This is a genomic window from Brucella sp. RRSP16 (assembly GCF_052246815.1).
Taxonomy (GTDB): domain Bacteria; phylum Pseudomonadota; class Alphaproteobacteria; order Rhizobiales; family Rhizobiaceae; genus Brucella; species Brucella intermedia.
The window spans coordinates 147,471-168,422 of the sequence record NZ_JBQQAM010000001.1 but is presented as its reverse complement, the minus strand read 5'-3'; the positions used below and the strand labels follow the sequence as shown (position 1 = coordinate 168,422).

Below are 20,952 nucleotides of genomic sequence, written 5' to 3'. Positions count from 1 at the left end.
GAATACCGACCCGAATACCCCCCTTGTGCCGCAGCCAGTGTGGGCCTGACACGATGAAATCGCCCTTGAGAAAATTCTCCCGCTGGTTGGCCCGCACCATGCCCAAGGGGCTTTATGCGCGGTCGCTCATCATCATCATCGCACCGATGGTGCTGCTGCAATCCGTGATCGCCTATGTGTTCATGGAGCGTCACTGGCAGATGGTGACGGAACGTCTGTCCACCGCCGTCGTCCGTGATATTGCAGGCATCATCGATATTCTGGAAACCTATCCGCAGGAACCGGGCTACGATAATCTGATCCGCATCTCGCAGCAGCGGTTGGCGCTGAACATTTCGATCCTGCCGCCCGATCCGCTGCCGCCGCCCGGACCGAAGCCGTTCTTCGCCATTCTCGATTACTTCCTGAGCGAGGAAATCACCCGCCAGATCAACCGGCCCTTCTGGGTGGATACGGTGGGCGATTCCGATCTCATCGAAATCCGCATCAAGCTCGAGGACAAGGTGTTGCGCGTCTTTGCAAGGCGCAGCCAGGCCTATGCGTCCAATACGGGCATCTTCCTGACCTGGATGGTCGGCACCGCGCTCGTTCTGCTCATCATCGCCATCGCTTTCCTGCGCAACCAGATCAAGCCGATCCAGCAGCTTGCCGAGGCGGCGGAAAGTTTCGGCAAGGGGCGCCCCATGCCGGAGGGCTTCCATCCGCGCGGGGCCGAGGAAGTACGGCGCGCCGGCATTGCCTTCATCCAGATGCGCTCGCGCATCGAGCGCCAGATCGAGCAGCGCACGGCCATGCTGTCGGGCGTCAGCCACGACCTGCGCACCATCCTCACCCGCTTCAAGCTGCAACTGGCGCTGGCTGGCCATTCCATCGACACCGAGCCGCTCAATCAGGATATCGCCGACATGCAGACGATGCTCGAAGGCTATCTTGCCTTTGCGCGCGGCGAAGGTTCGGAAGAAACGGCAAGCTATGATGTCACCAAACTCTGCGAGAAGCTGGAGAACGAGGCGCGGCTGCGCGAACGCGGCTTCAAATATCATGTCGAGGGCGACAGCGAGGTTCATGTGCGCCCGAACGCCTTCTCGCGTCTGGTGAGCAATCTCGTATCGAACGCCTTCCGTCACGCGCAAAATGTCGAGCTGTCAATTTCGCATGTCGAAGGCTGGCTGAAAGTCGTCGTGGACGATGACGGACCGGGCATTCCGGAAGACCGGCGGGAAGATGTCTTCAAGCCATTCGTCCGGCTGGATGAAGCGCGAACGCAGGATTCAGGCGGCACGGGCGGGCTGGGGCTTGCCATTGCACGCGACATCGCGCGCAGCCACGGCGGCGACATTTCGCTGGAAGATTCGCCTCTGGGCGGCCTACGCGCCATCATCCATATTCCGGCCTAAGTTTAATGTAATTCTTATACAAGAATAGACGTTATATTTGATGTAATTCATAAAATTCGACTTCATTTAATATTAATCTGCAAGGATTCACCGTTGAAAAAAGAAATAATTTTGTTTTTTGTAATTTATACTTCATCATCGTTCTCGACAGCTGCCATGACGACCGACAATTCCGGCACCTCATCGACTGCCACTGTCATTAAACAAGGGAAGGAAATTCATTATACCGGCTGGCTAAACCAAGCTTCATTTGAAAAACTAAAAAAGCTCTACGATCCTTCGATCACGACGCTGGTTATCGACAGCAGAGGTGGACCGGTAGACACGGGCATGGATCTCGGGGAGTTTATCCATAAAAAGGGTATGGATGTTCATATCAAGCGACACTGCTTCTCTTCTTGCGCCAATTATGTCTTTCCGGCAGGAAAGATCAAATATCTGGACAAGGACAGCCAGCTCGGATGGCATGGCAGTGCATTTCAAATAGTGTCGGACGTGCTTGAAAAAGCGCCAGCCGCTGATAAGGCCAAGCTGTACCGCGCATTAACCGAAGAACGAGCCCGTGAATTCAGTTTCTATTCGTCATTGGGCGTGGAGCCCATGATGCCCCTATACGGCCTGGATCGCCTCGATCACGAATATAAAGACTGCAAGGGCTGGACCTATTCGCTGAAAGCGATGAAACAGCTCAATATTCATAATATTGTTCTTGCAGATAAAATCTGGAAACCGCAGGACACGTTCCAGAATCAGTGCATCTTCTCAATCGATAGCGTAACGCAATAACTACCTCTCTGCCTCCATTCTGAAAAGGTTCCTGAGCTTGCTCAGAAGCCTCCTCAGGATGAGGGATCGACGCGGTTGCTCAACGCGAAATCATCGTGCTCTCAATAAAGCTTGCCGCCGTTCGGCACCGGCTTGTCGATTGCCGCGAGAACCACTTCGCCGTCCTCGTCCGGCATGCCGAGCGTCAGCACTTCCGACATGAAGGGGCCGATCTGCCGCGGCGGGAAATTCACCACAGCCATGACCTGCTTGCCGATGAGTTGCTCGGGCGTGTAGTGCTTCGTGATCTGGGCCGACGACTTCCTGACGCCGATCTTTTCGCCGAAATCGATCTTCAGCTTGAAGGCGGGCTTGCGCGCTTCGGGAAATGGCACGGCTTCCACGATGGTTCCGCTGCGGATATCGACCTTTTCGAAATCTGCCCAGCTGATGGTGGTTGCTTCGCTCATTCTTTCACTCCCCGGCCCGCGCTCCCGGCCTCGCAGAAAACCCGGCGCGAGCGCCGGGCCAAAATTAAACTGATTTATAGTCAGGCGCGACCGACTGTCTCGAACACCACACTTTCCAGCGCCTCGCGGGCCGTGACGCCCGACCAGACCACGAACTGGAAAGCTTGGAAATAGGCCTCGCAGGCTTCCAGCGCCGCCGACAGCAGCACTTCCACCTGACGGCTCGTCGGTTCCGCGCCGCCCGCCAGCAACAGCGACTGGCGATACATGATCGCGCCTTCCTGCTGCCAGAGGTCGAAATGGCCCATCAGCAGTTTTTCGTTGATGAGCGAAAGCAGGCGCATCACTTCGTTGACGCGCGGCTCGGCCACCTTGATGTCGAATGCGCAGGCCAGATGCAGTGCCTCGAAATCCTCCATCCAGGAAAACGAGATGTGATAGTCAGTCCAGTTGCCCGCAACCGAGATTGCGATTTCGTCGTCGCCAGTCCGCTCGAACGTCCAGTCGTTTGAATGCGCGACCTGTTCGATCACATCCACCGGATGCGCCTCACGTGCGAATTCAAGCTCAAGAAGGCTCATGTCCGTTTCCTGTTCTGGGAACCATCTGCCCCCAGATGTTTCCTAATTCCCGGCGTGCAGATAACTGCCCGCCCGCGCCGGTCACCGCGCAAGAACAAGCGCAGGAAAACAGGCACGAATTGATCGGTCGAGGAACCGGCATGCACGGTGGCATGCAAGCGCCCCAATGGCACACGCACATACGCAACTGATACTGGAAAGCAGCCTGAAAGACGCGAAACCTGACACACAGCCCCTCGCCGCCGCCTACATGACCACATTACGAATCATGTAGTGTTTTCAGTCTATTGATGCTGAATCTGAACGCCAGCCCCTTTTCAAAAAAGAGACATGAAAGCATGTGGAAATATATGAAGGGCGGGCCGCACCCCTTGCCTTAACCGACTCTAAGACAAGGGTTTTTGCCACTTGCGGCCTGTTAATAAATATTCAGGGATTATTTTTGGATTTAGCCGAAGTTGAAGCCGATTTTGCCGATTTGGCATCGGAATCGACTTCGAATTTCGCAAGACGCGCTTCGAGAGCTTCGATTCTTGCCAGCAGGGCGCTGTTTTCGGCGCGCGCCTTGATCGCCATTTCACGAACGGCTTCGAAGTCTTCGCGCTGCACCACGTCGAGCGTGTTCAGCACCCGTTCGCCCTGTGAACGCAACGCCGTTTCCACTTCGCGGCGCACGCCCTGCGCAGCGCCTGCCGCATCCGTCACAAGCTTGGCGAGTTCATCGAGAACCCGGTTCTGTCCGCTGGTCATGGCAATCATTCCTTATTTCCAGGAGAGACCTGTTGAAAACATAAATTTGAAATAGGGCCGTCTCGGGTCCGATGCAAGCTCGGCTAAGGAAAGTGATCGGCTTCGCCGCGACGAAAGCAAAATCAGGGGCTCCTGCGGGATTGGGAAACCCGAGGCGAATGTACTTAAGGCTGCCTTAAGGGTAAATGAGCACCGCAGGCGCCGCAAAACGCGATTTGCAGCACGGCGGGAACGGCTTGACCGGCAAGGGTTGGTCCAGCATGTTCCCTCACAAAACGGAGTGATTTCATGATTGAGACGTTGCTGCCCGTATCGGCGCTCGCCTTCCCCAATATCGATCCGGTGATTTTCCGGATCGGGCCGCTGGCAGTGCACTGGTACGGCCTCGGCTATGTGGTCGGCATCATGTTCGCCTGGTGGTATGGCAAGAAGCTCCTGCGAAGCCATCGCCTGTGGGCGAACAACCAGCCGCCCATGGCCCCGGAAGCGCTCGACGACTTCGTCATCTGGGCCGCGCTCGGCGTCGTGCTTGGCGGACGCATCGGCTATGTGCTCTTCTATAATTTCTCCTTCTACATCTCCAACCCGCTCGCCATTCCGGCGGTCTGGGATGGCGGCATGTCGTTCCATGGCGGCATTCTGGGCACCACGCTCGCCATGATCCTGTTTGCCCGCTCACGCGGCATCAGGGTGTGGAGCATGTTCGACACGATTGCCGCTGGCGTGCCGGTCGGCCTCGGCGTCGTGCGCGTCGCCAATTTCATCAATTCGGAACTCTGGGGCCGGGTCAGCGATGTGCCATGGGCGGTCTATTTCCCCAATGGCGGCCCGTTGCCGCGCCATCCAAGCCAGCTTTACGAAGCCTTGCTTGAGGGTCTCGTGCTCTTCTTCGTGCTGTTCCTGCTCGTCTGGGTCGGACGCAAGCTGAAGAAACCCGGCTTCATCGCAGGCGCATTCGTCACCGGCTACGGCCTCAGCCGCATCGTGGTGGAATTCTTCCGCGAGCCGGATGCCCAGCTCGGCTATCTCCTCGGCGGCTGGCTCACCATGGGCATGGTGCTTTCGGTGCCGATGGTGCTGATCGGGCTCTGGGCCATGTGGCGCGCCAACCGCGCAGCAGCCAAAGATGCCTGAGTCATCGCTGAAAGACCGGCTGAAACACCTGATCGCCGCCTCCGGGCCGATCAGCGTCGCCGATTACATGGCCGCCTGCCTCGGCGACCGCGAGGCTGGCTATTACACCACGCGAGAACCTTTCGGACGTGACGGCGATTTCATCACCGCGCCGGAAGTGAGCCAGATGTTCGGCGAGCTGATCGGCATCTGGTGCGTCAGCGAATGGGATGCGCTGGGCCGTCCGGACAATGTGGTGCTGTGCGAGATCGGCCCCGGTCGCGGCACGCTGATGAGCGACATGCTGCGCACCATCGGCAGGCTTGCCCCGCAAATGCTTGGCGCTGCCCGCATCGCCATGGTCGAAACCAGCCCGCGCCTTGTCGAAAGGCAAAAGGAAAAGCTGGCCGGTGCAGGCGTAAAAATGGACTGGTTCGAGCGCTTTTCCGACATAGCTGACGGACCGCTGATCCTCGTCACCAATGAACTCTTCGACGCCATTCCTTTCCGCCAGTTCGTCAAGGTGGGTGGCCGTTTTGTGGAACGGATGATCGCGCTCAACGACAAGGACGAATTTCACTTCGTCAGCGGTCTGGGCGGCATAGATCCGGCTCTCCTTCCGCAAGATCACGCCACGGCGGAAGAAGGCGCCATCTTTGAAGCGGCCCCGGCGCGCACGGCCCTGATGCAGGAAATCGCCAGCCGGATCGCCACAACGCGCGGCGCGGCGCTCAACATCGATTACGGCCATCTGGAATCCGGTTTCGGCGATACGCTGCAAGCCATGCTGAAACACAGCTTTGACGATGTGTTCGCCCATCCGGGGGAAGCCGATCTTACCAGCCATGTCGATTTCGACATGCTGGAGAAGGCGGCACGGGCCAGCAACTGCAAGACCGGAACGATGACGCAGGGCGAGTTTCTGCTCGCAATGGGCCTGCTTGATCGCGCCGGACGGCTGGGCGCGGGCAAGGATGCGGCATTTCAGGAGAAAATCCGGCAGGATGTCGAAAGACTGGCCGCTCCCGACCAGATGGGAACCTTGTTCAAGGTGCTGGCCATCAGCGATTCCGACACAAAGCTCATTCCATTTGCAGTCCCATGTTAGCGAAAGCTTCGATTGACAAGCCAACCGACCTCCCCCACCATCCCGCCGTTTAACGAAAGAATGCCATGACCGACATGCCGCAACCGCTCCGTTCGCCTCTCCTTGAAAAGCCCGTCGGACAGAACGGGAAGCGGATTGCGCACGGCTTCTTCACCCGCAAGGGCGGCGTTTCCGATGGCATCTATACGGGCCTCAACGTCGGAAGCGGATCGAACGATGTACCGGAAAAGGTCGCCGAGAATCGTCGCCGCGTAGCCGAAAGCCTCGGCGTTGCGCCGGATCATCTCATGACCGTCCATCAGGTTCATTCGCCCGATGTCCTCCACGTCACCGAACCGTTCGGCAGCCCGCGCCCGAAGGCCGACGCCATGGTGACCAATGTTCCCGGCATCGCCATCGGTGCGCTTTCCGCCGATTGCGGGCCGGTGCTGTTTGCCGATCACGAAGCGGGAATCATCGGCTCTGCTCATGCGGGATGGCGCGGCGCTTTTGGCGGCGTGCTGGAAAACACCATCGAAGCCATGATCGGGCTCGGCGCGAAGCGCGAGAATATCGTGGCTGTTCTCGGCCCCACCATCGGCCCCGACAATTATGAGGTCGGACCGGAATTCTATGCCGAATTCATCGGCAGGGACCCGGCCTATACCGCCTATTTCCGCCCATCCGACAAGGCGGACCACAAGCTGTTCGACCTGTGGACATTCATCACCGACCGCCTGACGAAGGCAGGTGTGCAGGCGGAATCGCTGCGCCAGTGCACCTATGCCGATGAGGACCAGTTCTATTCCTACCGGCGCACCACCCATCGCAATGAACCCGATTACGGGCGTCAGATCGCAGCCATTGCCATCATAGAAGACACCGCCACCCAGGAAGATTAGGAGAACCGCATGGCCCTTCACTTCGAGCCGGAAGAATTCGCCGCACGTCGCGACCGTCTGACCTTGAAGATGGAGGAGGAGAAGCTGGATGCCCTTCTGCTGTTCGCACAGGAGAGCATGTACTGGCTGACCGGCTATGACACGTTCGGCTTCTGCTTCTTCCAGTGCCTCGTCGTGAAAGCCGACGGGTCCATGGTGCTGATGACGCGCTCCGCCGATCTCCGGCAGGCGCGTCATACGTCGAATATCGAGAATATCGTGGTCTGGACCGACCGCGACAATGCCAATCCGGCCTCGGACCTGCGCAATATCCTGACGGAACTGGACCTTCTCGGCACCCGGATCGGCATCGAATACCAGACGCACGGCCTCACCGGGGCCAATGCCCGCAAGCTGGACGAACAGTTGCAGAGCTTTGCCAAGCTTTACGATGCGTCCGGCATGGTGGATCGCCTGCGCCTGCTGAAAAGCCCTGCCGAAATCGCCTATGCCAAGCGCGCCGCGGAACTGAGCGACGATGCGCTTGATGCGGCGATCAAGCTGACCAAAGGCGGCGCGAGCGAAGCCGATATTCTGGCTGCGATGATGAGCGCCAATTTCGCGGGCGACGGCGATTATCCGGCGAACGAATATATCATCGGCTCGGGCGACGACGCCCTGCTCTGCCGCTATAAATCCGGCCGGCGCAAGCTGAACAAGAACGACCAGCTCACGCTCGAATGGTCGGGCGTCTTCCGGCATTACCATGCGCCGATGATGCGCACGCTGATCGTCGGCAAGCCGACCACGCATCATCAGGAGCTTTACGCCGCCGCGCGCGAGGCGCTGGAAGCCGTGGAAGCGGCGATGACGCCCGCCTCGACATTCGGCGACGTGTTCGATGCCCATGCGCGGACCATGGAGGCGCATGGCCTCACCCGCCACCGCCTCAATGCCTGCGGCTATTCGGTGGGCGCGCGCTTCACGCCGTCATGGATGGACCCGCAGATGTTCTATGCGGGAAATCCGGAAAGCATCCAGCCGGACATGACGCTTTTCGCGCATATGATCATCATGGATTCCGATACGCAGACCGCCATGACGCTGGGACAGACATATCTCACAACAAATGGGGCTGCTCAGCCATTATCCCGCCATTCTCTTGATATGATTGTCAAATGAGGCGCAATCGGCGATAAAACGGCACGTCGGGAAAAGTCGACGGAATGAACTGAAATGCCCTATCGCAGGGAACCTGCGCCTTCAGGAGCATGAAGCCGAACATGAACAAGGCACATCTTTCAACGATGCTGTTTCTGGCCGGGATGCTGACAAGCGTCCTCGCTGCCTGCAACAGCACTGAATCCGCGCTGAACGTGCAAGGCAGCAATCAGGGTCCGGGCCAAGGCTCTGGTCAGAGTTCGGGCCAAACCGTTGCACCGGCCACGACGCCCGGCACCCCGGCGACGGGCGCCGCGCAACCCGCCGGAACAACCGCAACCGGCACCGCGCCCGCAACCACCGCGCCAGCGACGCCGCCGCGCAGTGCAGGCCTCAAGCCGGGCAAGCTGCATATCGCCCCCATCGTCGGCGCGCCGGTCAATGTGGTGACGCCGCTGACCCATCGCATCAACGATGACGCCAAGGCAAAGGGCATCGAGCTTGCGGGCAATAATGACACGGGCGCGGCCTATGTGATGAAGGGATATTTCTCCGTTCTTTCGGAAGATAACCAGACCACGGTTCTCTACGTCTGGGATGTTCTCGATGCGTCCGGCAACCGCCTTCACCGCATACAGGGTCAGGAGAAAGTTCCGGGCGCTGCGGCAGACTCATGGAGCGTCGTTCCGGCTTCCGCAATGCAGGCAATCGCCGACCGCACCATGCAGGAATATTCGACCTGGCTTGCGGCAAATCGCGCATAGAAACTTGCTTCGGCAGCAAAAGACTGAAATCTTTTGCTGAATCGGTCTGTCATACTGTGGGAAAGCCGCAATACCGGCCTTTTTGCAGCAATTGTGTCCCTTCGGGCCTTGCAATAACTGTGACTCTTTGCAATAGCCCCCGCATCCGAAAGAACCTTGCAAGCTGCTGTACTTGATCCCGTCAGATAAGTACGCAGCTTTAAAATTTTTGAGATTGTCCGTTACGGCGGACTTTTGCGACAACCAGACTGCAAACCGCGACCGCATCGGCGTCAGAGGCAAAAGAATGAAACTTTTCGCAGGCAACTCCAACCGGGTTCTTGCCGAATCCGTTGCTCAATATCTCAACATTCCGCTCGGTAAGGCCAGCGTCCGTCGCTTCGCCGATCAGGAAATCTTCGTAGAGATTCAGGAAAACGTGCGCGGCGAAGACGTATTCGTTCTGCAATCGACCTCCTACCCGGCAAACGATCACCTGATGGAACTGCTCATCATGATCGATGCCTTCCGCCGTTCCTCGGCCCGTCGCATCACCGCAGTCCTGCCCTATTTCGGCTATGCCCGCCAGGATCGCAAACCCGGCCCGCGCACGCCGATCTCGGCCAAGCTCGTCGCCAACCTCATCACCGAAGCCGGCGCCAACCGCGTCCTGACGCTTGACCTTCACGCCGGTCAGATCCAGGGCTTCTTCGATATCCCGACCGACAACCTCTACGCCGTTCCGGTCATCGCCCGCGATGTGAAGGCCCATTATGCCACCGGCAACTGCATGGTCGTATCGCCGGACGTCGGCGGCGTGGTGCGCGCCCGTTCGCTCGCAAAGCGCATCGACGCGCAGCTCGCCATCGTCGACAAGCGTCGTGAGCGCCCGGGTGAATCGGAAGTCATGAACGTCATCGGCGATGTTTCCGGCAAGGACTGCCTGCTGTTCGACGATATCGTCGATTCCGGCGGCACGCTCTGCAATGCAGCCGAAGCCCTGCTCAACAAGGGCGCCAACAGCGTCACCGCCTATATCACGCACGGCGTTCTGTCCGGCGGCGCGGTTGCGCGTATCGCCTCGTCCAAGCTGAAGGAACTGGTCATCACCGATTCCATCCAGCCGACAACCGCCATCAACGACGCGCCGAACATCCGCGTGCTGTCGATCTCGGACCTCATCGGCGAAGCCATTGCCCGCACGGCAGCGGAAGAGTCGGTTTCGAGCCTGTTCGACTAAAACAACAGCCTGAGGGCGATCCCGAAACATGCCGCCAGCAACAGCACGAGCGGCATGTTCATCCTGAAGACGACAAGCAACAATGCCGCCGCGCCTGCGATCAGGACGGCGGCATTGTCTGTTGTGCTCCAGACCGGAAGCGGCAGCGTGAAGGGACCGACCGCCTTCTCCACGACCTGTGAAAACAGGACATGCAGCGAGAACCACAGCGCCAGATTGGCAATCACGCCCACGACCGCAGCGGTAATGCCGCCCAGCATCGCCGACAGCCAGCGCACCTGACGCAGCCGCTCCACGAATGGCGCGCCTGCCAGTATCCATAGAAAGCAGGGCACGAAGGTAAACCACAGCGCGATCAATCCGCCGAAAAAGCCGCCGAGCAGCGGCGGCAGGCCCGAAAGGTTCGCCGCCCCCACGAAGCCAACGAATACCAGCACGAGGATCAGCGGTCCCGGCGTGGTTTCGGCAAGGCCGAGCCCGGTCAGCATCTCGCCGGGCTTCATCCAGCCGAAATGCTCGACCGCCTGCTGCGCCGTATAGGAAAGGGCCGCATAAGCGCCACCGAACGTTACCGCCGCAAGCTTCGAGAAGAAGGCGGCTTCCTGCACGAAGACATGCCCGCCGCCAAAGGCGAGGAAGAGCCCGATCAGCGGCAAAAGCCATAGCCCGCCCCAGATGAATGTCTGCTGCGTGAATTCCCGCAGCGCACCGGGTGTCGCCTGCCCCAGAACTGTTGCTGCACTATTTCCCTGAATGGCATGGCGCAGGCCGCCGGCGACAGCCGCCAGCAGCACGACGAGCGGAAACGGCAGTTTCAAAAGCGCTATCGCAATGAATGCAGTGACCGCTACGCAATAGGAAAAACCCGACGCCAATGTCCGTCTGGCCATCCGATAGAGCGCCTCAAAGACCACGGCCAGCACCGCAGCCTTGAGGCCGAACAGCAATCCCGCCACAACATCGACATGCCCGAAGGCGACGTAAAGCGCCGACAATGCCAGCATGACGACAGCACCGGGCAGCACGAACAAAAGCCCGGCCAGCAAGCCGCCGCGCCAGCCTTTCACCGCCCAGCCGGAATAGGTCGCAAGCTGCATGGCTTCCGGCCCGGGCAGCAACATGCAGAAATTGAGCGCATGGATCAGCCGCTCCTGATCCATCCATTTCTTCTCATCCACGAGAACGCGCTGCAACATGGCGATCTGCGCTGCCGGCCCGCCGAAGGACAAAAGCCCGATCTTGCCGAATGTCGCGAAAAGTTCTTTGAAATCCGGCTGCTTTATTGGCTGTGTCACGCTGTCATCCTGAATGATCCGACCAAGCTCTTGCTGACAATCATTACAGGTTCATGACGGTTTTCACAGGCTTACTCGGCTGCGGCACCTTCTTCGGCCAGATCATCCGGCGCATTCGGATCGCCCGGCGCGGTCTCACAGCCAAGATCGGGGAAATTGACGATGCGCATACCCTTGAAGTCGTTGCGCACGACCAGAAGCCCGCGCTCTTCGAAATAGGTCAGGAGACGCCGCGCACGGCTGAACGAATGCGTGCCATAGGCCCGCGCCAGCGCCGCGTCGGACGGGCAAGGCGCAGCCGTCACGGCGGCCTGCGCCACGATCAGGAACACGCCCTGCACATCGTCGGTCAGGCTTTCCGACAGGGCAAGCGCCTTCTGCCACGTTTCGCCGCTGGCGACATCGCTTTCCATGCTGGCCTGCGCCACCGCCAGCCTGCGGCGGAACGCGGGCAGCGCCAGCGGTTCGCCCGGAACGCGATGGATGCGGCAGCGCACCAGAAAATCCTGATAAAGCACGGCGACCGAGCGGAACGAGGCTTCCGGGTCGTCCACGATCTCGCGCATGACCTTTTCCAGAAGCGCCTCGCGTTCGGCTTCCGCGATGCCGGGAAACAAAGGCGCTTCGACCGGCTCGGCTTCCGCCTTCGGCTTCGCCACCTGCGCCAGAATTTCCGCCGTGGACGGCGGCGGCGGTGGAGGCGGCGTCCGGCGTATCACGGTGCGGATTTCCTCCGGCGCGGGCGTGAAGATCAGGTCGCGCGCGTCTTCCGGCGCGTCGGGCAATGGCATCAGTTTCGGCGAGGACGAGCGCGCCGAGGTTTCCACATTGCCGATGCGGATCGGCAGCGGACGCCGCGACAAGGCCGGCCCCAGCGCCACGAAATGCCCGCGCTCCAGATCGCGGAACATTTCGGCCTGCTTGCGCTCCATGCCGAGAAGATCGGCGGCGCGCGCCATGTCGATATCGAGAAATGTGCGGCCCATCAGGAAGTTGGAGGCTTCCGCCGCCACGTTCTTGGCAAGCTTCGCCAGCCGCTGCGTGGCGATGACGCCCGCAAGCCCGCGCTTGCGGCCCCGGCACATGAGATTGGTCATCGCGCCGAGCGACAGCTTGCGCGCTTCGTCCGACACTTCGCCTGCGGCAGCGGGCGCGAAAAGCTGCGCCTCGTCCACCACCACCAGCATCGGATACCAGTAGTCGCGTTCGGCATCGAAAAGCCCGCCCAGAAAAGCCGCCGCCGCGCGCATCTGCTGCTCGACGTCCAGCCCTTCGAGATTGAGCACCACCGACACGCGATGCTGGCGGATGCGCCCGGCGATACGGGTCAGTTCGGCTTCCGGGCGCGCCGCATCCACGACGACATGACCGTAGAGATCGGCGAGCGTGACGAAATCGCCTTCCGGATCGACGATGCATTGCTGCACCCATTGCGCGCTCTGTTCGAGCAGGCGGCGCAGGAGATGCGATTTGCCGGAACCGGAATTGCCCTGCACGAGCAGGCGCGTGGCGAGAAGCTCTTCAAGATCAAGCATGGCCTGCTTGCCGCCGCCAAGCGCCGCTGCCGAGGCAGAACCGCTTCCAGCAACAGAACCCATGTCGATACCGACCTGCATCTCGCCTCCTTGTTTCAACATTGCGGGAACAGACGACTCGCGCAGAAAACCCGCCAGTCGATCAGGCACCCGCTTAACACTTTTGCGGCTGTCATTGCCACCCGTTAAGACAAATGCCCACAGATGCCGGGCAGTAGATTTCAACCTGAAGTTTTGATAGCAATCCTGTCAGGGGGCAAAAGCAGCAAGCGTCCAGCCAGCGGGCGCGTCGGGGAGGATGAGCCACCTCGACCGTGGCAAAGGCTTTGCTCTCTATTCGGAGGTGAATTGAATGTGGTTAATACCCATCAGATTCACGCTTAGAATAAAGAAAACCCGCACTGGCTGGCAAGCCACAGTGCGGGCACAATTCTTTATCTAAGAACACGGTAGCTGGAGTTAGCGCTTCAGCTACCGATCCGAATATAGGCCATCGGGATCACTTTTTCAACTATCGCCCGTCAGCCTCCGTGGGAGGCAAACCCAAAAAACTTGCACCGCCGCGCGCTATGCTCTATAGCACCGCCATCCGCGTAGACACCCTTGGAGGCAACGCGGAATGGAGCGGTCCGGTCTTTCACCTTGTGACAGACGATACGGGCTGTTTCATGTCGTTTGTTGAAGCATGGTCCCGAAAAGTGGAAACCGGTTTTCGGACAAGATCATGCGCAAATTATACAGCGGGCGACACTCCAGTAACATCGAAAGGAAATGCCATGAGCGAGACTTACGTGCTCAAGGCCGATCTGCGTACCCGGGTTGGTAAGGGGTCCTCCCGCGAACTGCGTCGCAACGGCCAGATTCCTGCAGTCATCTATGGCGACAAGCAGGAACCCCTCGCAATCGCCGTCTCCTACAAGGAGATCTTCTACAAGATTCATGGCGGTGGCTTTAAGACCACTGTTGCCACGATCGAAGTGGACGGCAAGAAGATTCAGGTCCTCCCGAAGGACTACCAGCTGGATCCGGTCCGTGACTTCCCGCAGCATGTCGACTTCCTGCGCGTTTCCGCGAAGTCGGTCGTCCATGTGAATGTTCCGGTCCACTTCAAGAACGAAGAAGCAGCTCCGGGCATCAAGCGCGGCGGCGTTCTCAACATCGTTCGTCACGACGTTGAACTGATCGTTCCGGCCAATGCAATTCCGGAAGCACTCGATGTCGACCTGACCGGCCTCGAAATCGGCGACTCCGTCCACATTTCGGCAATCAAGCTGCCGAAGGGCGTAACGCCTGCCATCCAGGATCGCGACTTCACCATCGCCACGATTGCTGCTCCTGCCGGCCTGAAGTCGGAAGAAGCTGCCTCGGAAGGCGCTGCGGAAGAAGCCAAGGACGCCGAGTAATTATTTAGGGGCTCAAACCATGCTGCTCATTGCAGGTCTTGGCAATCCGGGCCCCAAATATGCGCATAACCGGCACAATATCGGTTTCATGGCGGCGGATGAAATATTCCGCCGCCATCGCTTTTCCAACTGGCAGAAGAAGTTTCAGGCCGAGATCGCCGATGGCGTGATCGATGGCGAAAAGGTGCTGCTCATCAAGCCGCAGACCTTCATGAACCTTTCCGGCCAGTCTGTCGGCGAGGCCATGCGCTTCTACAAGCTTACGCCTGCCGATCTCGTCGTGATCTATGACGAACTCGATCTCAATCCCGGCAAGCTGCGCATCAAGACCGGCGGCGGCTCCGGTGGCCATAACGGCATCAAGTCCATCGACTCCCATATGCAATCCTTCCCCGGCGGCCAGAATTATCGCCGCATGCGGCTTGGCATCGGCCATCCCGGCGCGAAGGAACTCGTGCATAACTATGTTCTCGGCGATTTCGCCAAGGCCGACAATGAATGGCTGGATACGCTTCTGGGCGCTGTCGCCGATAATGTCGCCATGCTCGCCCGCGGCGAGGACAACAGTTTCATGAACCGCGTTGCGCTCGCCATGGGCGACGGCAATCAGCGCCCAAACGGTTTCAAGGCCGACCCCGCGCAGCTTGAAAAAGCCCCGCCTGAAGCAAAGGCAAAGGCGCAGAGCCATATCCGTCAGGCGCGGCCAAACCAGAAAAAGCCGAATATTCCCGAAAGCGGCCCGATGGCCGACATGCTCAAGCGGCTTTTCGGGAAAAAGGATTGACGCTGTGCCGTCCTATGACGCATAGCCACACCAAGAAAATTCTAGTCTGATAGGTACGATCATGGGTTTCAAATGCGGCATCGTTGGCCTGCCAAACGTTGGCAAGTCGACGCTTTTCAACGCGCTGACCAAAACGGCCGCCGCACAGGCCGCGAACTATCCATTCTGCACCATCGAGCCGAATACCGGCGAAGTGGCCGTTCCGGACCCGCGCCAGAACGAAATCGCCAGGATCGCCGGTTCGAAGGAAATCATCCCGACCCGCATCAACTTCGTCGATATTGCGGGCCTCGTGCGTGGCGCATCGAAGGGCGAAGGCCTCGGCAACCAGTTCCTCGCCAATATTCGCGAAGTCGATGCCATCGTGCATGTTCTGCGCTGCTTCGAAGATGACGACATTACCCACGTCGAAGGCCGCATCGATCCCGTATCGGATGCCCAGACGGTGGAAACGGAGCTGATGCTGTCGGACCTCGAAAGCATCGAGCGCCGCATCGTGCAGATCCGCAAGCGGGCGACGGGCAAGGACAAGGAAGCGCTCACCGTCCTGCCGGTGATGGAAGCCGCTCTTGAACTGCTCCAGAACGGCCAGCCTGTCCGCCTGATGCTGAAGGACATTTCTCCCGAGGACCTGCTGACGCTGAAGGGCCTGAACCTCCTGACCTCGAAGCCTGTGCTCTATGTCTGCAACGTCGCGGAAGGCGATGCTGCGAAGGGCAACGAATACAGCGCCGCCGTTGGCAAGATGGCCGAGGAACAGGGTGCCCAGACGGTCATCATTTCGGCTGCGATCGAGGCGGAAGTCGCGCAGCTTCCCGATGAGGAAGCCAGGGAATATCTGGAAAGCATGGACCTTGAGGAGCCGGGCCTCGACCGCCTGATCCGCGCCGGTTACAAGCTGCTCGACCTTATCACCTATTTCACCGCTGGCCCCAAGGAAACCCGCGCCTGGACCATCAAGCGCGGCACCAAGGCTCCAGCCGCAGCCGGTGTCATCCACACCGATTTCGAGCGCGGCTTCATCCGCGCCCAGACCATCGCCTATGAAGACTACGTCAAATACAACGGCGAAGTCGGCGCGAAGGAAGCTGGAAAAGCGAGGGACGAAGGCAAGGAATACATCGTCCATGACGGCGATGTGATGCTGTTCCGCTTCAATACCTGATAGCAGGGCGCTGAAATGCTAGCGCATCACGCCCTGAAAATGCTCAATCACCGCACGGGCTCAACTAGATCTCGATGAGTCAAGCTCAACTAGATCTAGAGCATTTCCAGCAAAAGTGTGAAACGTCTACGCGGGGAAATCAGTTCACCGGACTGATTTCTTATCCCGCTTCGATGCCTTGGATAATGCGATAAAACAAATAGTTAGAGCGGTTCCGGCTTTTCTGTCAGAACAGGAACCGCTCTGTTATGAAGCGCGCCTCCCAAAAGTGTGAACTGATTTCGCGTCTGGATAATGTGTAGTGATGTGGGAGAGTTTTTGATTCCGGGAGGTGTCACCTATACTCTCGACGCCTTTCTTTCCCTCACCCTGAGGAGCCGTTGAAAACGGCGTCTCGAAGGGCTGAGGGAAAACGCACAGTGCCTGCCCTCTTCCTTCGAGACGGCTCCCTTGCAAGCTCGCGAGCCTCGTCAGGATGAGGGAAAATCGTGGTACGATTCAGTGTGAGTGCATCGCACTTTATGAGTATGGAGGAGATCGAGGGTGAGCAAGCCTCTGCCGAAATATGCCTACGAGGATATGGAACCGGGAATGACCCTTCCCTTCGGTCCTCGTACGATCAGCAAGGAAGAAATCATCGAATTTGCCAGCGCGTTCGATCCGCAGCCCTTCCATCTGGACGAGGAAGCGGGCAAGGCCAGCGTGCTGGGCGGGCTTGCCGCATCGGGATGGCACACCGTTTCCCTCATCATGCGGCTGGTCTGCGATGCCTATCTGACTGATTCCACCTCGCAAGGCGGTCCCGGCGTGGAATTTACGCGGTGGAAGCGTCCCGTGCTCGCAGGCGATACGCTGAACGGCGTGACGACCATCAAGGACAAGCGCATTTCCAGGTCGCGCCCGGCAATCGGGCTCGTGACGTTCCATCATGAACTGTTCAATCAGCGCGGCGAAAGCGTCTGTGAAATGCAGCATCCATGCATGATGTTGCGCCGTGACTACGATGCGGCTGCGGGAGATGCGTCATGAGTTTTCTGGAAGACAATCTCGGACACGCCGTCGTTATTGGCAGCTATACGTTTACGGCCGAGGAAATCATCGATTTCGCGCGGAAGTACGATCCGCAGCCGTTTCATCTCGATAGCGAAGCGGCAAAGAAGAGCGTCTTCGGCGGGCTGTGCGCTTCCGGCTGGCACACGACGGCAGTGTTCATGAAGCTCAACGTCGCCTCCATCGTGAAGGCAACGAAGGACGCTCTGAAACGCGGCGAGACACCGCCGACATTCGGCCCCTCGCCCGGCTTTGAGAACCTGAAATGGCCGAAGCCGGTCTATGCCGGGGATACGATCACCTATAAGCGCGTGGTCCACACCATCAGGCCGCTCGCTTCCCGCCCGGGCTGGTCGATGCTGACGATGACGACGAACGCCCATAACCAGAATGGCGAGGAAGTCCTGTCGTTCGACAATGCGGCAATGGTGAAACTGCCACCAAAAGCAGACCTCTGAAACAACAAAGCCCGGAGCGATCCGGGCTTTTTCATTTTCTCAGTCGCCCTCGAAGGCGACGAGCGTGCGCACCGGAACGCCGAGCGCTTCCAGCTTCTTGCGGCCACCCAGATCCGGCAGATCGATGATGAAGCAGGCTGCGACGATTTCCGCGCCCATCTGAAGCAGGAGCTTCGCCGCCGCTTCCGCGGTTCCGCCCGTGGCGATCAGGTCGTCCACCAGAATGATCCGCTCGCCCTTTTCAATCGCGTCGCGATGCATTTCCATTTCGTCGATGCCGTATTCGAGGCTGTAGGCGATGCGCACCGTATCGCGCGGCAGCTTGCCCTTCTTGCGGATCGGCACGAAACCGGCGGAAAGCTGGTGCGCGATTGCGCCGCCCAGAATGAAGCCTCGCGCCTCGATACCGGCTACCTTGTCGACCTTGTTGCCTGCATAGGGATAGACCAGTTCATCGACCGAGCGGCGGAATGCCTGCGCGTCGCCCATGAGGGTCGTCACGTCGCGGAACTGGACGCCCGGCTTCGGATAGTCCGGAATGGTGCGGATCGCATCCTTCAGGCTGGCTTTAAATCCGGATTCCATTTTCCATCCTTTCAGGCGGCCTGCAGGCCGGTAAAACTAATCAAGGCAAAGTCGGGGCAAAGCTCCTTTACACCCGCAAACGAGCAAAATGCAAAAGAAACCGCCTGTTTTAGCCAGGAATATTGCGGCGAAGCACGGACATTTTCATGGCTTAATTGTGGCAAAGCAGCCAGTGCTCGTATCCACGGCCAAATTCCGGCTGGCTGCAGCGCAAAAAATGGGCGCCCGTGGCGCCCATTTTTCAACTTTGACCGACCTGTCAGTGCTTCACATCCGACCAGATCGAACGCTTGGCGACATAGACCAGACCCGCAAAGAGGATCAGGAACACCATGACCCGGAAGCCGGTCCGCTTGCGTTCTTCCAGATGCGGCTCGGCAGCCCACATCAGGAAAGCCGAAACGTCGCGTGCATACTGGTCCACCGTCTGCGGCGAACCATCGTCATAGGTGACCTGGTCATCGCTGAGCGGCTTCGCCATGGCGAGCGCCTTGGCCGAAATGAAGTACGGATTGTAATGCGTACCTTCGGCGATCTGCATGCCTGCCGGCGGCTGTTCGTCGAAACCGGTCAACAGGGAATGGATATAATCCGGGCCACCTTCGGCATATTGCGTGAATATATCGAAGATGAACTGCGGGAACCCACGCTCCACTGCGCGCGCCTTGGCGATCAGCGAAAAGTCCGGCGGAGCCGCACCGTTGTTTGCCGCCGCAGCCGCAGCCGCGTTCGGGTATGGCGACGGGAAGTGGTCGGTCGGAAGCGCCTTGCGGGTGAACATTTCGCCATCCGCGTTCGGGCCGTCCTGCACTTCATATTCAGCGGCAAGCGCCTTGACCTGTTCAGGCGAGTAACCGAGGCCTTCCAGCGTGCGGAAGGCGACCAGGTTCATCGAATGGCAGGCCGAGCAGACTTCCTTGTAGACCTTCAGGCCGCGCTGCAGCTGGCCCTTGTCATAGGTTCCGAACGGGCCGGCGAAGCTCCACTTTTCCTGCTTGGGATGGTGGATCGGAAAATGTTCCGGCTCCGCGGCATTACCGCCTTCCTCAGCCGAGGCACCACCCACCGTACTGGCGAAGGCGATACCAAGCGCGACCAGCGGAACAATACCGAAGGCAGCGAAATTCTTGAGGATGTTTTTCATTGTTACGTCCTTCATCTCTCTCGCTGGTTCAGCCCCGAGTTTCTACAGGGATTTCCACTGGGGTAATCTCGGCCTTGCCGCTCTTCTCCAGAACCGCCTCGGTGATCGAGTTCGGCAAACGCTTGGGCGTTTCGATCAGGCCGATGACCGGCATGATGATGATGAAGAAGGCAAAGTAGTAGAGCGTACCCAGCTGCGCCATGAAGACGTAGGAACCTTCCGCAGGACGCGAACCGAGCCAGCCGAGGAAGATGGCGTTGATCACGAACAGCCAGAAGAACAGCTTGAACCAGGGACGATAGACAGCCGAACGAACCTTCGAAGTATCGAGCCAGGGCACGACGAAGAGGATTGCGATCGAACCGAACATGGTCAGAACGCCGCCGAGCTTCGAATCGATCGGGCCGATATTGAAGGTGATGGCGCGCAGCATCGCGTAGAACGGCAGGAAGTACCATTCCGGAACGATGTGGGCAGGCGTCTTCAGGGAATCGGCCGGGATGTAGTTATCCGGATGGCCGAGGAAGTTCGGCATGTAGAAGATGAAGTAGGCGAAGAACACGAAGAAGACGAGCGCGCCGAAAGCGTCCTTGATGGTCGCATATGGCGTGAACGGCAGCGTATCGGTCTTGGACTTGACTTCAATGCCGGTCGGGTTGGTCTGGCCCGTCACATGCAGCGCCCAGACGTGCAGGATGACGACGCCGGCGATCATGAACGGCAGCAGATAATGCAGCGAGAAGAAGCGGTTGAGCGTCGGATTGTCGACCGCAAAGCCGCCGAGCAGAAGCTGCTGGATCGGCTCGCCGATGATCGGGAAGGCCGTGAAGAAGCCCGTGATGACGGTTGCGCCCCAGAAGGACATCTGGCCCCATGGCAGCACGTAGCCCATGAAGGCGGTCGCCATCATGAGAAGGAAGATCACCACGCCCAGGATCCACAGCAACTCGCGCGGCGCCTTGTAGGAACCGTAATAGAGGCCGCGAGCGATATGGAGATAAACGGCGATGAAGAAGAAGGATGCGCCGTTGGAGTGCATGTAGCGCAGCAGCCAACCGGAGTTGACGTCGCGCATGATCTTTTCGACGGAATTGAACGCAATGCCCGTATCCGCAGCATAATGCATTGCCAGCACGATGCCGGTAACGATCTGCGAAATGAGCATGAAGCTCAGAATGCCACCGAAGGTGTACATGTAGTTCAGGTTACGCGGCGTCGGATAGGCCACGAAAGAATCATAGACGAGACGCGGCAAGGGAAGCCGTTCGTCCACCCATTTTTCGATGCCGGTCTTCGGCGTGTATGTGGAGTGTCCACCACTCATGTCTTCTCTCCCCAAGACCTG

General features: G+C 59.0%; 22 protein-coding genes. 13 read left to right on the top strand and 9 right to left on the bottom strand.

The annotated features are described in order from the left end of the window. The first annotated feature begins 53 nt into the window (after nucleotides 1-53). Together ACS5UA_RS00770 and ACS5UA_RS00765 are read left to right on the top strand one after the other, a co-directional pair. A complete protein-coding gene (locus tag ACS5UA_RS00770) occupies nucleotides 54-1,397 on the top strand; it encodes an ATP-binding protein (RefSeq protein WP_006471914.1) in 1,344 nt (447 codons plus the stop codon). A 93-nt stretch (nucleotides 1,398-1,490) separates the two neighbouring features. After that, nucleotides 1,491-2,183, top strand: a complete 693-nt coding sequence (locus ACS5UA_RS00765) for a hypothetical protein (RefSeq protein WP_128005737.1) — start codon at nucleotides 1,491-1,493, stop codon at nucleotides 2,181-2,183. A gap of 101 nt (nucleotides 2,184-2,284) precedes the next feature. On the opposite strand, the gene ACS5UA_RS00760 is transcribed toward ACS5UA_RS00765, so the two are convergent. The 3 genes from ACS5UA_RS00760 to ACS5UA_RS00750 all read right to left on the bottom strand — a co-directional run bounded on the left by ACS5UA_RS00760 (nucleotide 2,285) and on the right by ACS5UA_RS00750 (nucleotide 3,963). Further along, nucleotides 2,285-2,632, bottom strand: a complete 348-nt coding sequence (locus tag ACS5UA_RS00760; RefSeq protein ID WP_021586958.1) for a tRNA-binding protein — start codon at nucleotides 2,630-2,632, stop codon at nucleotides 2,285-2,287. A gap of 80 nt (nucleotides 2,633-2,712) precedes the next feature. Continuing rightward, a complete protein-coding gene (locus tag ACS5UA_RS00755; RefSeq protein ID WP_006467319.1) occupies nucleotides 2,713-3,213 on the bottom strand; it encodes a YbjN domain-containing protein in 501 nt (166 codons plus the stop codon). A gap of 429 nt (nucleotides 3,214-3,642) precedes the next feature. Beyond that, entirely contained in the window at nucleotides 3,643-3,963 is a 321-nt protein-coding gene (locus ACS5UA_RS00750; RefSeq protein WP_006471915.1) for an accessory factor UbiK family protein, read from the bottom strand. A gap of 288 nt (nucleotides 3,964-4,251) precedes the next feature. Here ACS5UA_RS00750 and lgt point away from each other — a divergent pair, with 288 nt between their 5' ends. From lgt to ACS5UA_RS00720, 6 genes are all read left to right on the top strand, one after another. After that, complete coding sequence (gene lgt, locus ACS5UA_RS00745) at nucleotides 4,252-5,097, top strand: prolipoprotein diacylglyceryl transferase (protein ID WP_021586959.1); 846 nt, start codon at nucleotides 4,252-4,254, stop codon at nucleotides 5,095-5,097. After that, nucleotides 5,090-6,184, top strand: a complete 1,095-nt coding sequence (locus ACS5UA_RS00740; protein WP_443101100.1) for a class I SAM-dependent methyltransferase — start codon at nucleotides 5,090-5,092, stop codon at nucleotides 6,182-6,184. Before lgt ends, ACS5UA_RS00740 begins: the two co-directional genes overlap by 8 nt. 65 nt (nucleotides 6,185-6,249) lie before the next feature. Next, nucleotides 6,250-7,065: a peptidoglycan editing factor PgeF gene (pgeF, locus tag ACS5UA_RS00735; protein ID WP_063620762.1), complete on the top strand. Its 816-nt coding sequence runs from the start codon at nucleotides 6,250-6,252 to the stop codon at nucleotides 7,063-7,065. Between the two features lie 9 nt (nucleotides 7,066-7,074). Beyond that, complete coding sequence (locus tag ACS5UA_RS00730) at nucleotides 7,075-8,226, top strand: M24 family metallopeptidase (RefSeq protein WP_006467324.1); 1,152 nt, start codon at nucleotides 7,075-7,077, stop codon at nucleotides 8,224-8,226. A gap of 89 nt (nucleotides 8,227-8,315) precedes the next feature. Beyond that, nucleotides 8,316-8,969 carry a hypothetical protein gene (locus tag ACS5UA_RS00725; protein ID WP_113475081.1) on the top strand — a complete coding sequence of 218 codons (654 nt, stop codon included), beginning with the start codon at nucleotides 8,316-8,318 and terminating at the stop codon, nucleotides 8,967-8,969. 286 nt (nucleotides 8,970-9,255) lie between these two features. Further along, nucleotides 9,256-10,188 carry a ribose-phosphate pyrophosphokinase gene (locus ACS5UA_RS00720; RefSeq protein WP_021586965.1) on the top strand — a complete coding sequence of 311 codons (933 nt, stop codon included), beginning with the start codon at nucleotides 9,256-9,258 and terminating at the stop codon, nucleotides 10,186-10,188. Here ACS5UA_RS00720 and chrA read toward each other — a convergent pair. Beyond that, nucleotides 10,185-11,483, bottom strand: coding sequence for a chromate efflux transporter (chrA, locus tag ACS5UA_RS00715; protein WP_443101099.1), 1,299 nt, complete (start codon nucleotides 11,481-11,483; stop codon nucleotides 10,185-10,187). The two genes, ACS5UA_RS00720 and chrA, sit on opposite strands and share 4 nt — an antisense overlap. Before the next feature lie 71 nt (nucleotides 11,484-11,554). Further along, on the bottom strand, nucleotides 11,555-13,099 hold the full coding sequence (locus ACS5UA_RS00710; RefSeq protein ID WP_443101098.1) for a helicase HerA domain-containing protein: 1,545 nt from the start codon (nucleotides 13,097-13,099) through the stop codon (nucleotides 11,555-11,557). Nucleotides 13,100-13,794: 695 nt separating this feature from the next. Here ACS5UA_RS00710 and ACS5UA_RS00705 point away from each other — a divergent pair. The 5 genes from ACS5UA_RS00705 (at nucleotide 13,795) to ACS5UA_RS00685 (ending at nucleotide 17,878) form a co-directional block, all read left to right on the top strand. Further along, nucleotides 13,795-14,421, top strand: coding sequence for a 50S ribosomal protein L25/general stress protein Ctc (locus ACS5UA_RS00705; RefSeq protein WP_006472730.1), 627 nt, complete (start codon nucleotides 13,795-13,797; stop codon nucleotides 14,419-14,421). Between the two features lie 19 nt (nucleotides 14,422-14,440). Then, complete coding sequence (gene pth, locus ACS5UA_RS00700; RefSeq protein WP_006467331.1) at nucleotides 14,441-15,205, top strand: aminoacyl-tRNA hydrolase; 765 nt, start codon at nucleotides 14,441-14,443, stop codon at nucleotides 15,203-15,205. Between the two features lie 61 nt (nucleotides 15,206-15,266). Further along, a complete protein-coding gene (gene ychF, locus ACS5UA_RS00695; RefSeq protein WP_021586969.1) occupies nucleotides 15,267-16,370 on the top strand; it encodes a redox-regulated ATPase YchF in 1,104 nt (367 codons plus the stop codon). A 543-nt stretch (nucleotides 16,371-16,913) separates the two neighbouring features. Then, nucleotides 16,914-17,399 (top strand): MaoC family dehydratase, encoded by a 486-nt coding sequence (locus tag ACS5UA_RS00690; RefSeq protein ID WP_006467333.1) that lies wholly within the window; start codon nucleotides 16,914-16,916, stop codon nucleotides 17,397-17,399. Continuing rightward, nucleotides 17,396-17,878, top strand: coding sequence for a MaoC family dehydratase (locus tag ACS5UA_RS00685; RefSeq protein WP_443101097.1), 483 nt, complete (start codon nucleotides 17,396-17,398; stop codon nucleotides 17,876-17,878). Before ACS5UA_RS00690 ends, ACS5UA_RS00685 begins: the two co-directional genes overlap by 4 nt. A gap of 39 nt (nucleotides 17,879-17,917) precedes the next feature. On the opposite strand, the gene ACS5UA_RS00680 is transcribed toward ACS5UA_RS00685, so the two are convergent. The 4 genes from ACS5UA_RS00680 to ACS5UA_RS00665 are packed head-to-tail and all read right to left on the bottom strand — an operon-like array spanning nucleotide 17,918 to nucleotide 20,931. Beyond that, nucleotides 17,918-18,463: an adenine phosphoribosyltransferase gene (locus tag ACS5UA_RS00680; protein WP_010659612.1), complete on the bottom strand. Its 546-nt coding sequence runs from the start codon at nucleotides 18,461-18,463 to the stop codon at nucleotides 17,918-17,920. A gap of 11 nt (nucleotides 18,464-18,474) precedes the next feature. Continuing rightward, a complete protein-coding gene (locus ACS5UA_RS00675) occupies nucleotides 18,475-18,708 on the bottom strand; it encodes a hypothetical protein (protein ID WP_443101096.1) in 234 nt (77 codons plus the stop codon). A gap of 14 nt (nucleotides 18,709-18,722) precedes the next feature. Further along, nucleotides 18,723-19,607 (bottom strand): cytochrome c1, encoded by an 885-nt coding sequence (locus ACS5UA_RS00670; protein WP_171053459.1) that lies wholly within the window; start codon nucleotides 19,605-19,607, stop codon nucleotides 18,723-18,725. A 28-nt stretch (nucleotides 19,608-19,635) separates the two neighbouring features. Beyond that, nucleotides 19,636-20,931 carry a cytochrome b gene (locus ACS5UA_RS00665; protein ID WP_006472729.1) on the bottom strand — a complete coding sequence of 432 codons (1,296 nt, stop codon included), beginning with the start codon at nucleotides 20,929-20,931 and terminating at the stop codon, nucleotides 19,636-19,638. Between the last annotated feature and the right edge of the window lie 21 nt (nucleotides 20,932-20,952).

Bases quoted from the DNA above. Each gene is read 5' to 3' on its own strand.
- ACS5UA_RS00770 (WP_006471914.1), top strand. From the start codon at position 54: ATGAAATCGCCCTTGAGAAAATTCTCCCGCTGGTTGGCCCGCACCATG.
- ACS5UA_RS00685 (WP_443101097.1), top strand. From the start codon at position 17,396: ATGAGTTTTCTGGAAGACAATCTCGGACACGCCGTCGTTATTGGCAGC.
- ACS5UA_RS00670 (WP_171053459.1), bottom strand. From the start codon at position 19,607: ATGAAAAACATCCTCAAGAATTTCGCTGCCTTCGGTATTGTTCCGCTG.
- lgt (WP_021586959.1), top strand. From the start codon at position 4,252: ATGATTGAGACGTTGCTGCCCGTATCGGCGCTCGCCTTCCCCAATATC.
- ACS5UA_RS00730 (WP_006467324.1), top strand. From the start codon at position 7,075: ATGGCCCTTCACTTCGAGCCGGAAGAATTCGCCGCACGTCGCGACCGT.
- ACS5UA_RS00720 (WP_021586965.1), top strand. From the start codon at position 9,256: ATGAAACTTTTCGCAGGCAACTCCAACCGGGTTCTTGCCGAATCCGTT.
- ychF (WP_021586969.1), top strand. From the start codon at position 15,267: ATGGGTTTCAAATGCGGCATCGTTGGCCTGCCAAACGTTGGCAAGTCG.
- ACS5UA_RS00710 (WP_443101098.1), bottom strand. From the start codon at position 13,099: ATGCAGGTCGGTATCGACATGGGTTCTGTTGCTGGAAGCGGTTCTGCC.
- pgeF (WP_063620762.1), top strand. From the start codon at position 6,250: ATGACCGACATGCCGCAACCGCTCCGTTCGCCTCTCCTTGAAAAGCCC.
- ACS5UA_RS00750 (WP_006471915.1), bottom strand. From the start codon at position 3,963: ATGACCAGCGGACAGAACCGGGTTCTCGATGAACTCGCCAAGCTTGTG.
- ACS5UA_RS00755 (WP_006467319.1), bottom strand. From the start codon at position 3,213: ATGAGCCTTCTTGAGCTTGAATTCGCACGTGAGGCGCATCCGGTGGAT.
- ACS5UA_RS00665 (WP_006472729.1), bottom strand. From the start codon at position 20,931: ATGAGTGGTGGACACTCCACATACACGCCGAAGACCGGCATCGAAAAA.
- ACS5UA_RS00680 (WP_010659612.1), bottom strand. From the start codon at position 18,463: ATGGAATCCGGATTTAAAGCCAGCCTGAAGGATGCGATCCGCACCATT.
- ACS5UA_RS00725 (WP_113475081.1), top strand. From the start codon at position 8,316: ATGAAGCCGAACATGAACAAGGCACATCTTTCAACGATGCTGTTTCTG.
- pth (WP_006467331.1), top strand. From the start codon at position 14,441: ATGCTGCTCATTGCAGGTCTTGGCAATCCGGGCCCCAAATATGCGCAT.
- ACS5UA_RS00705 (WP_006472730.1), top strand. From the start codon at position 13,795: ATGAGCGAGACTTACGTGCTCAAGGCCGATCTGCGTACCCGGGTTGGT.
- ACS5UA_RS00740 (WP_443101100.1), top strand. From the start codon at position 5,090: ATGCCTGAGTCATCGCTGAAAGACCGGCTGAAACACCTGATCGCCGCC.
- ACS5UA_RS00760 (WP_021586958.1), bottom strand. From the start codon at position 2,632: ATGAGCGAAGCAACCACCATCAGCTGGGCAGATTTCGAAAAGGTCGAT.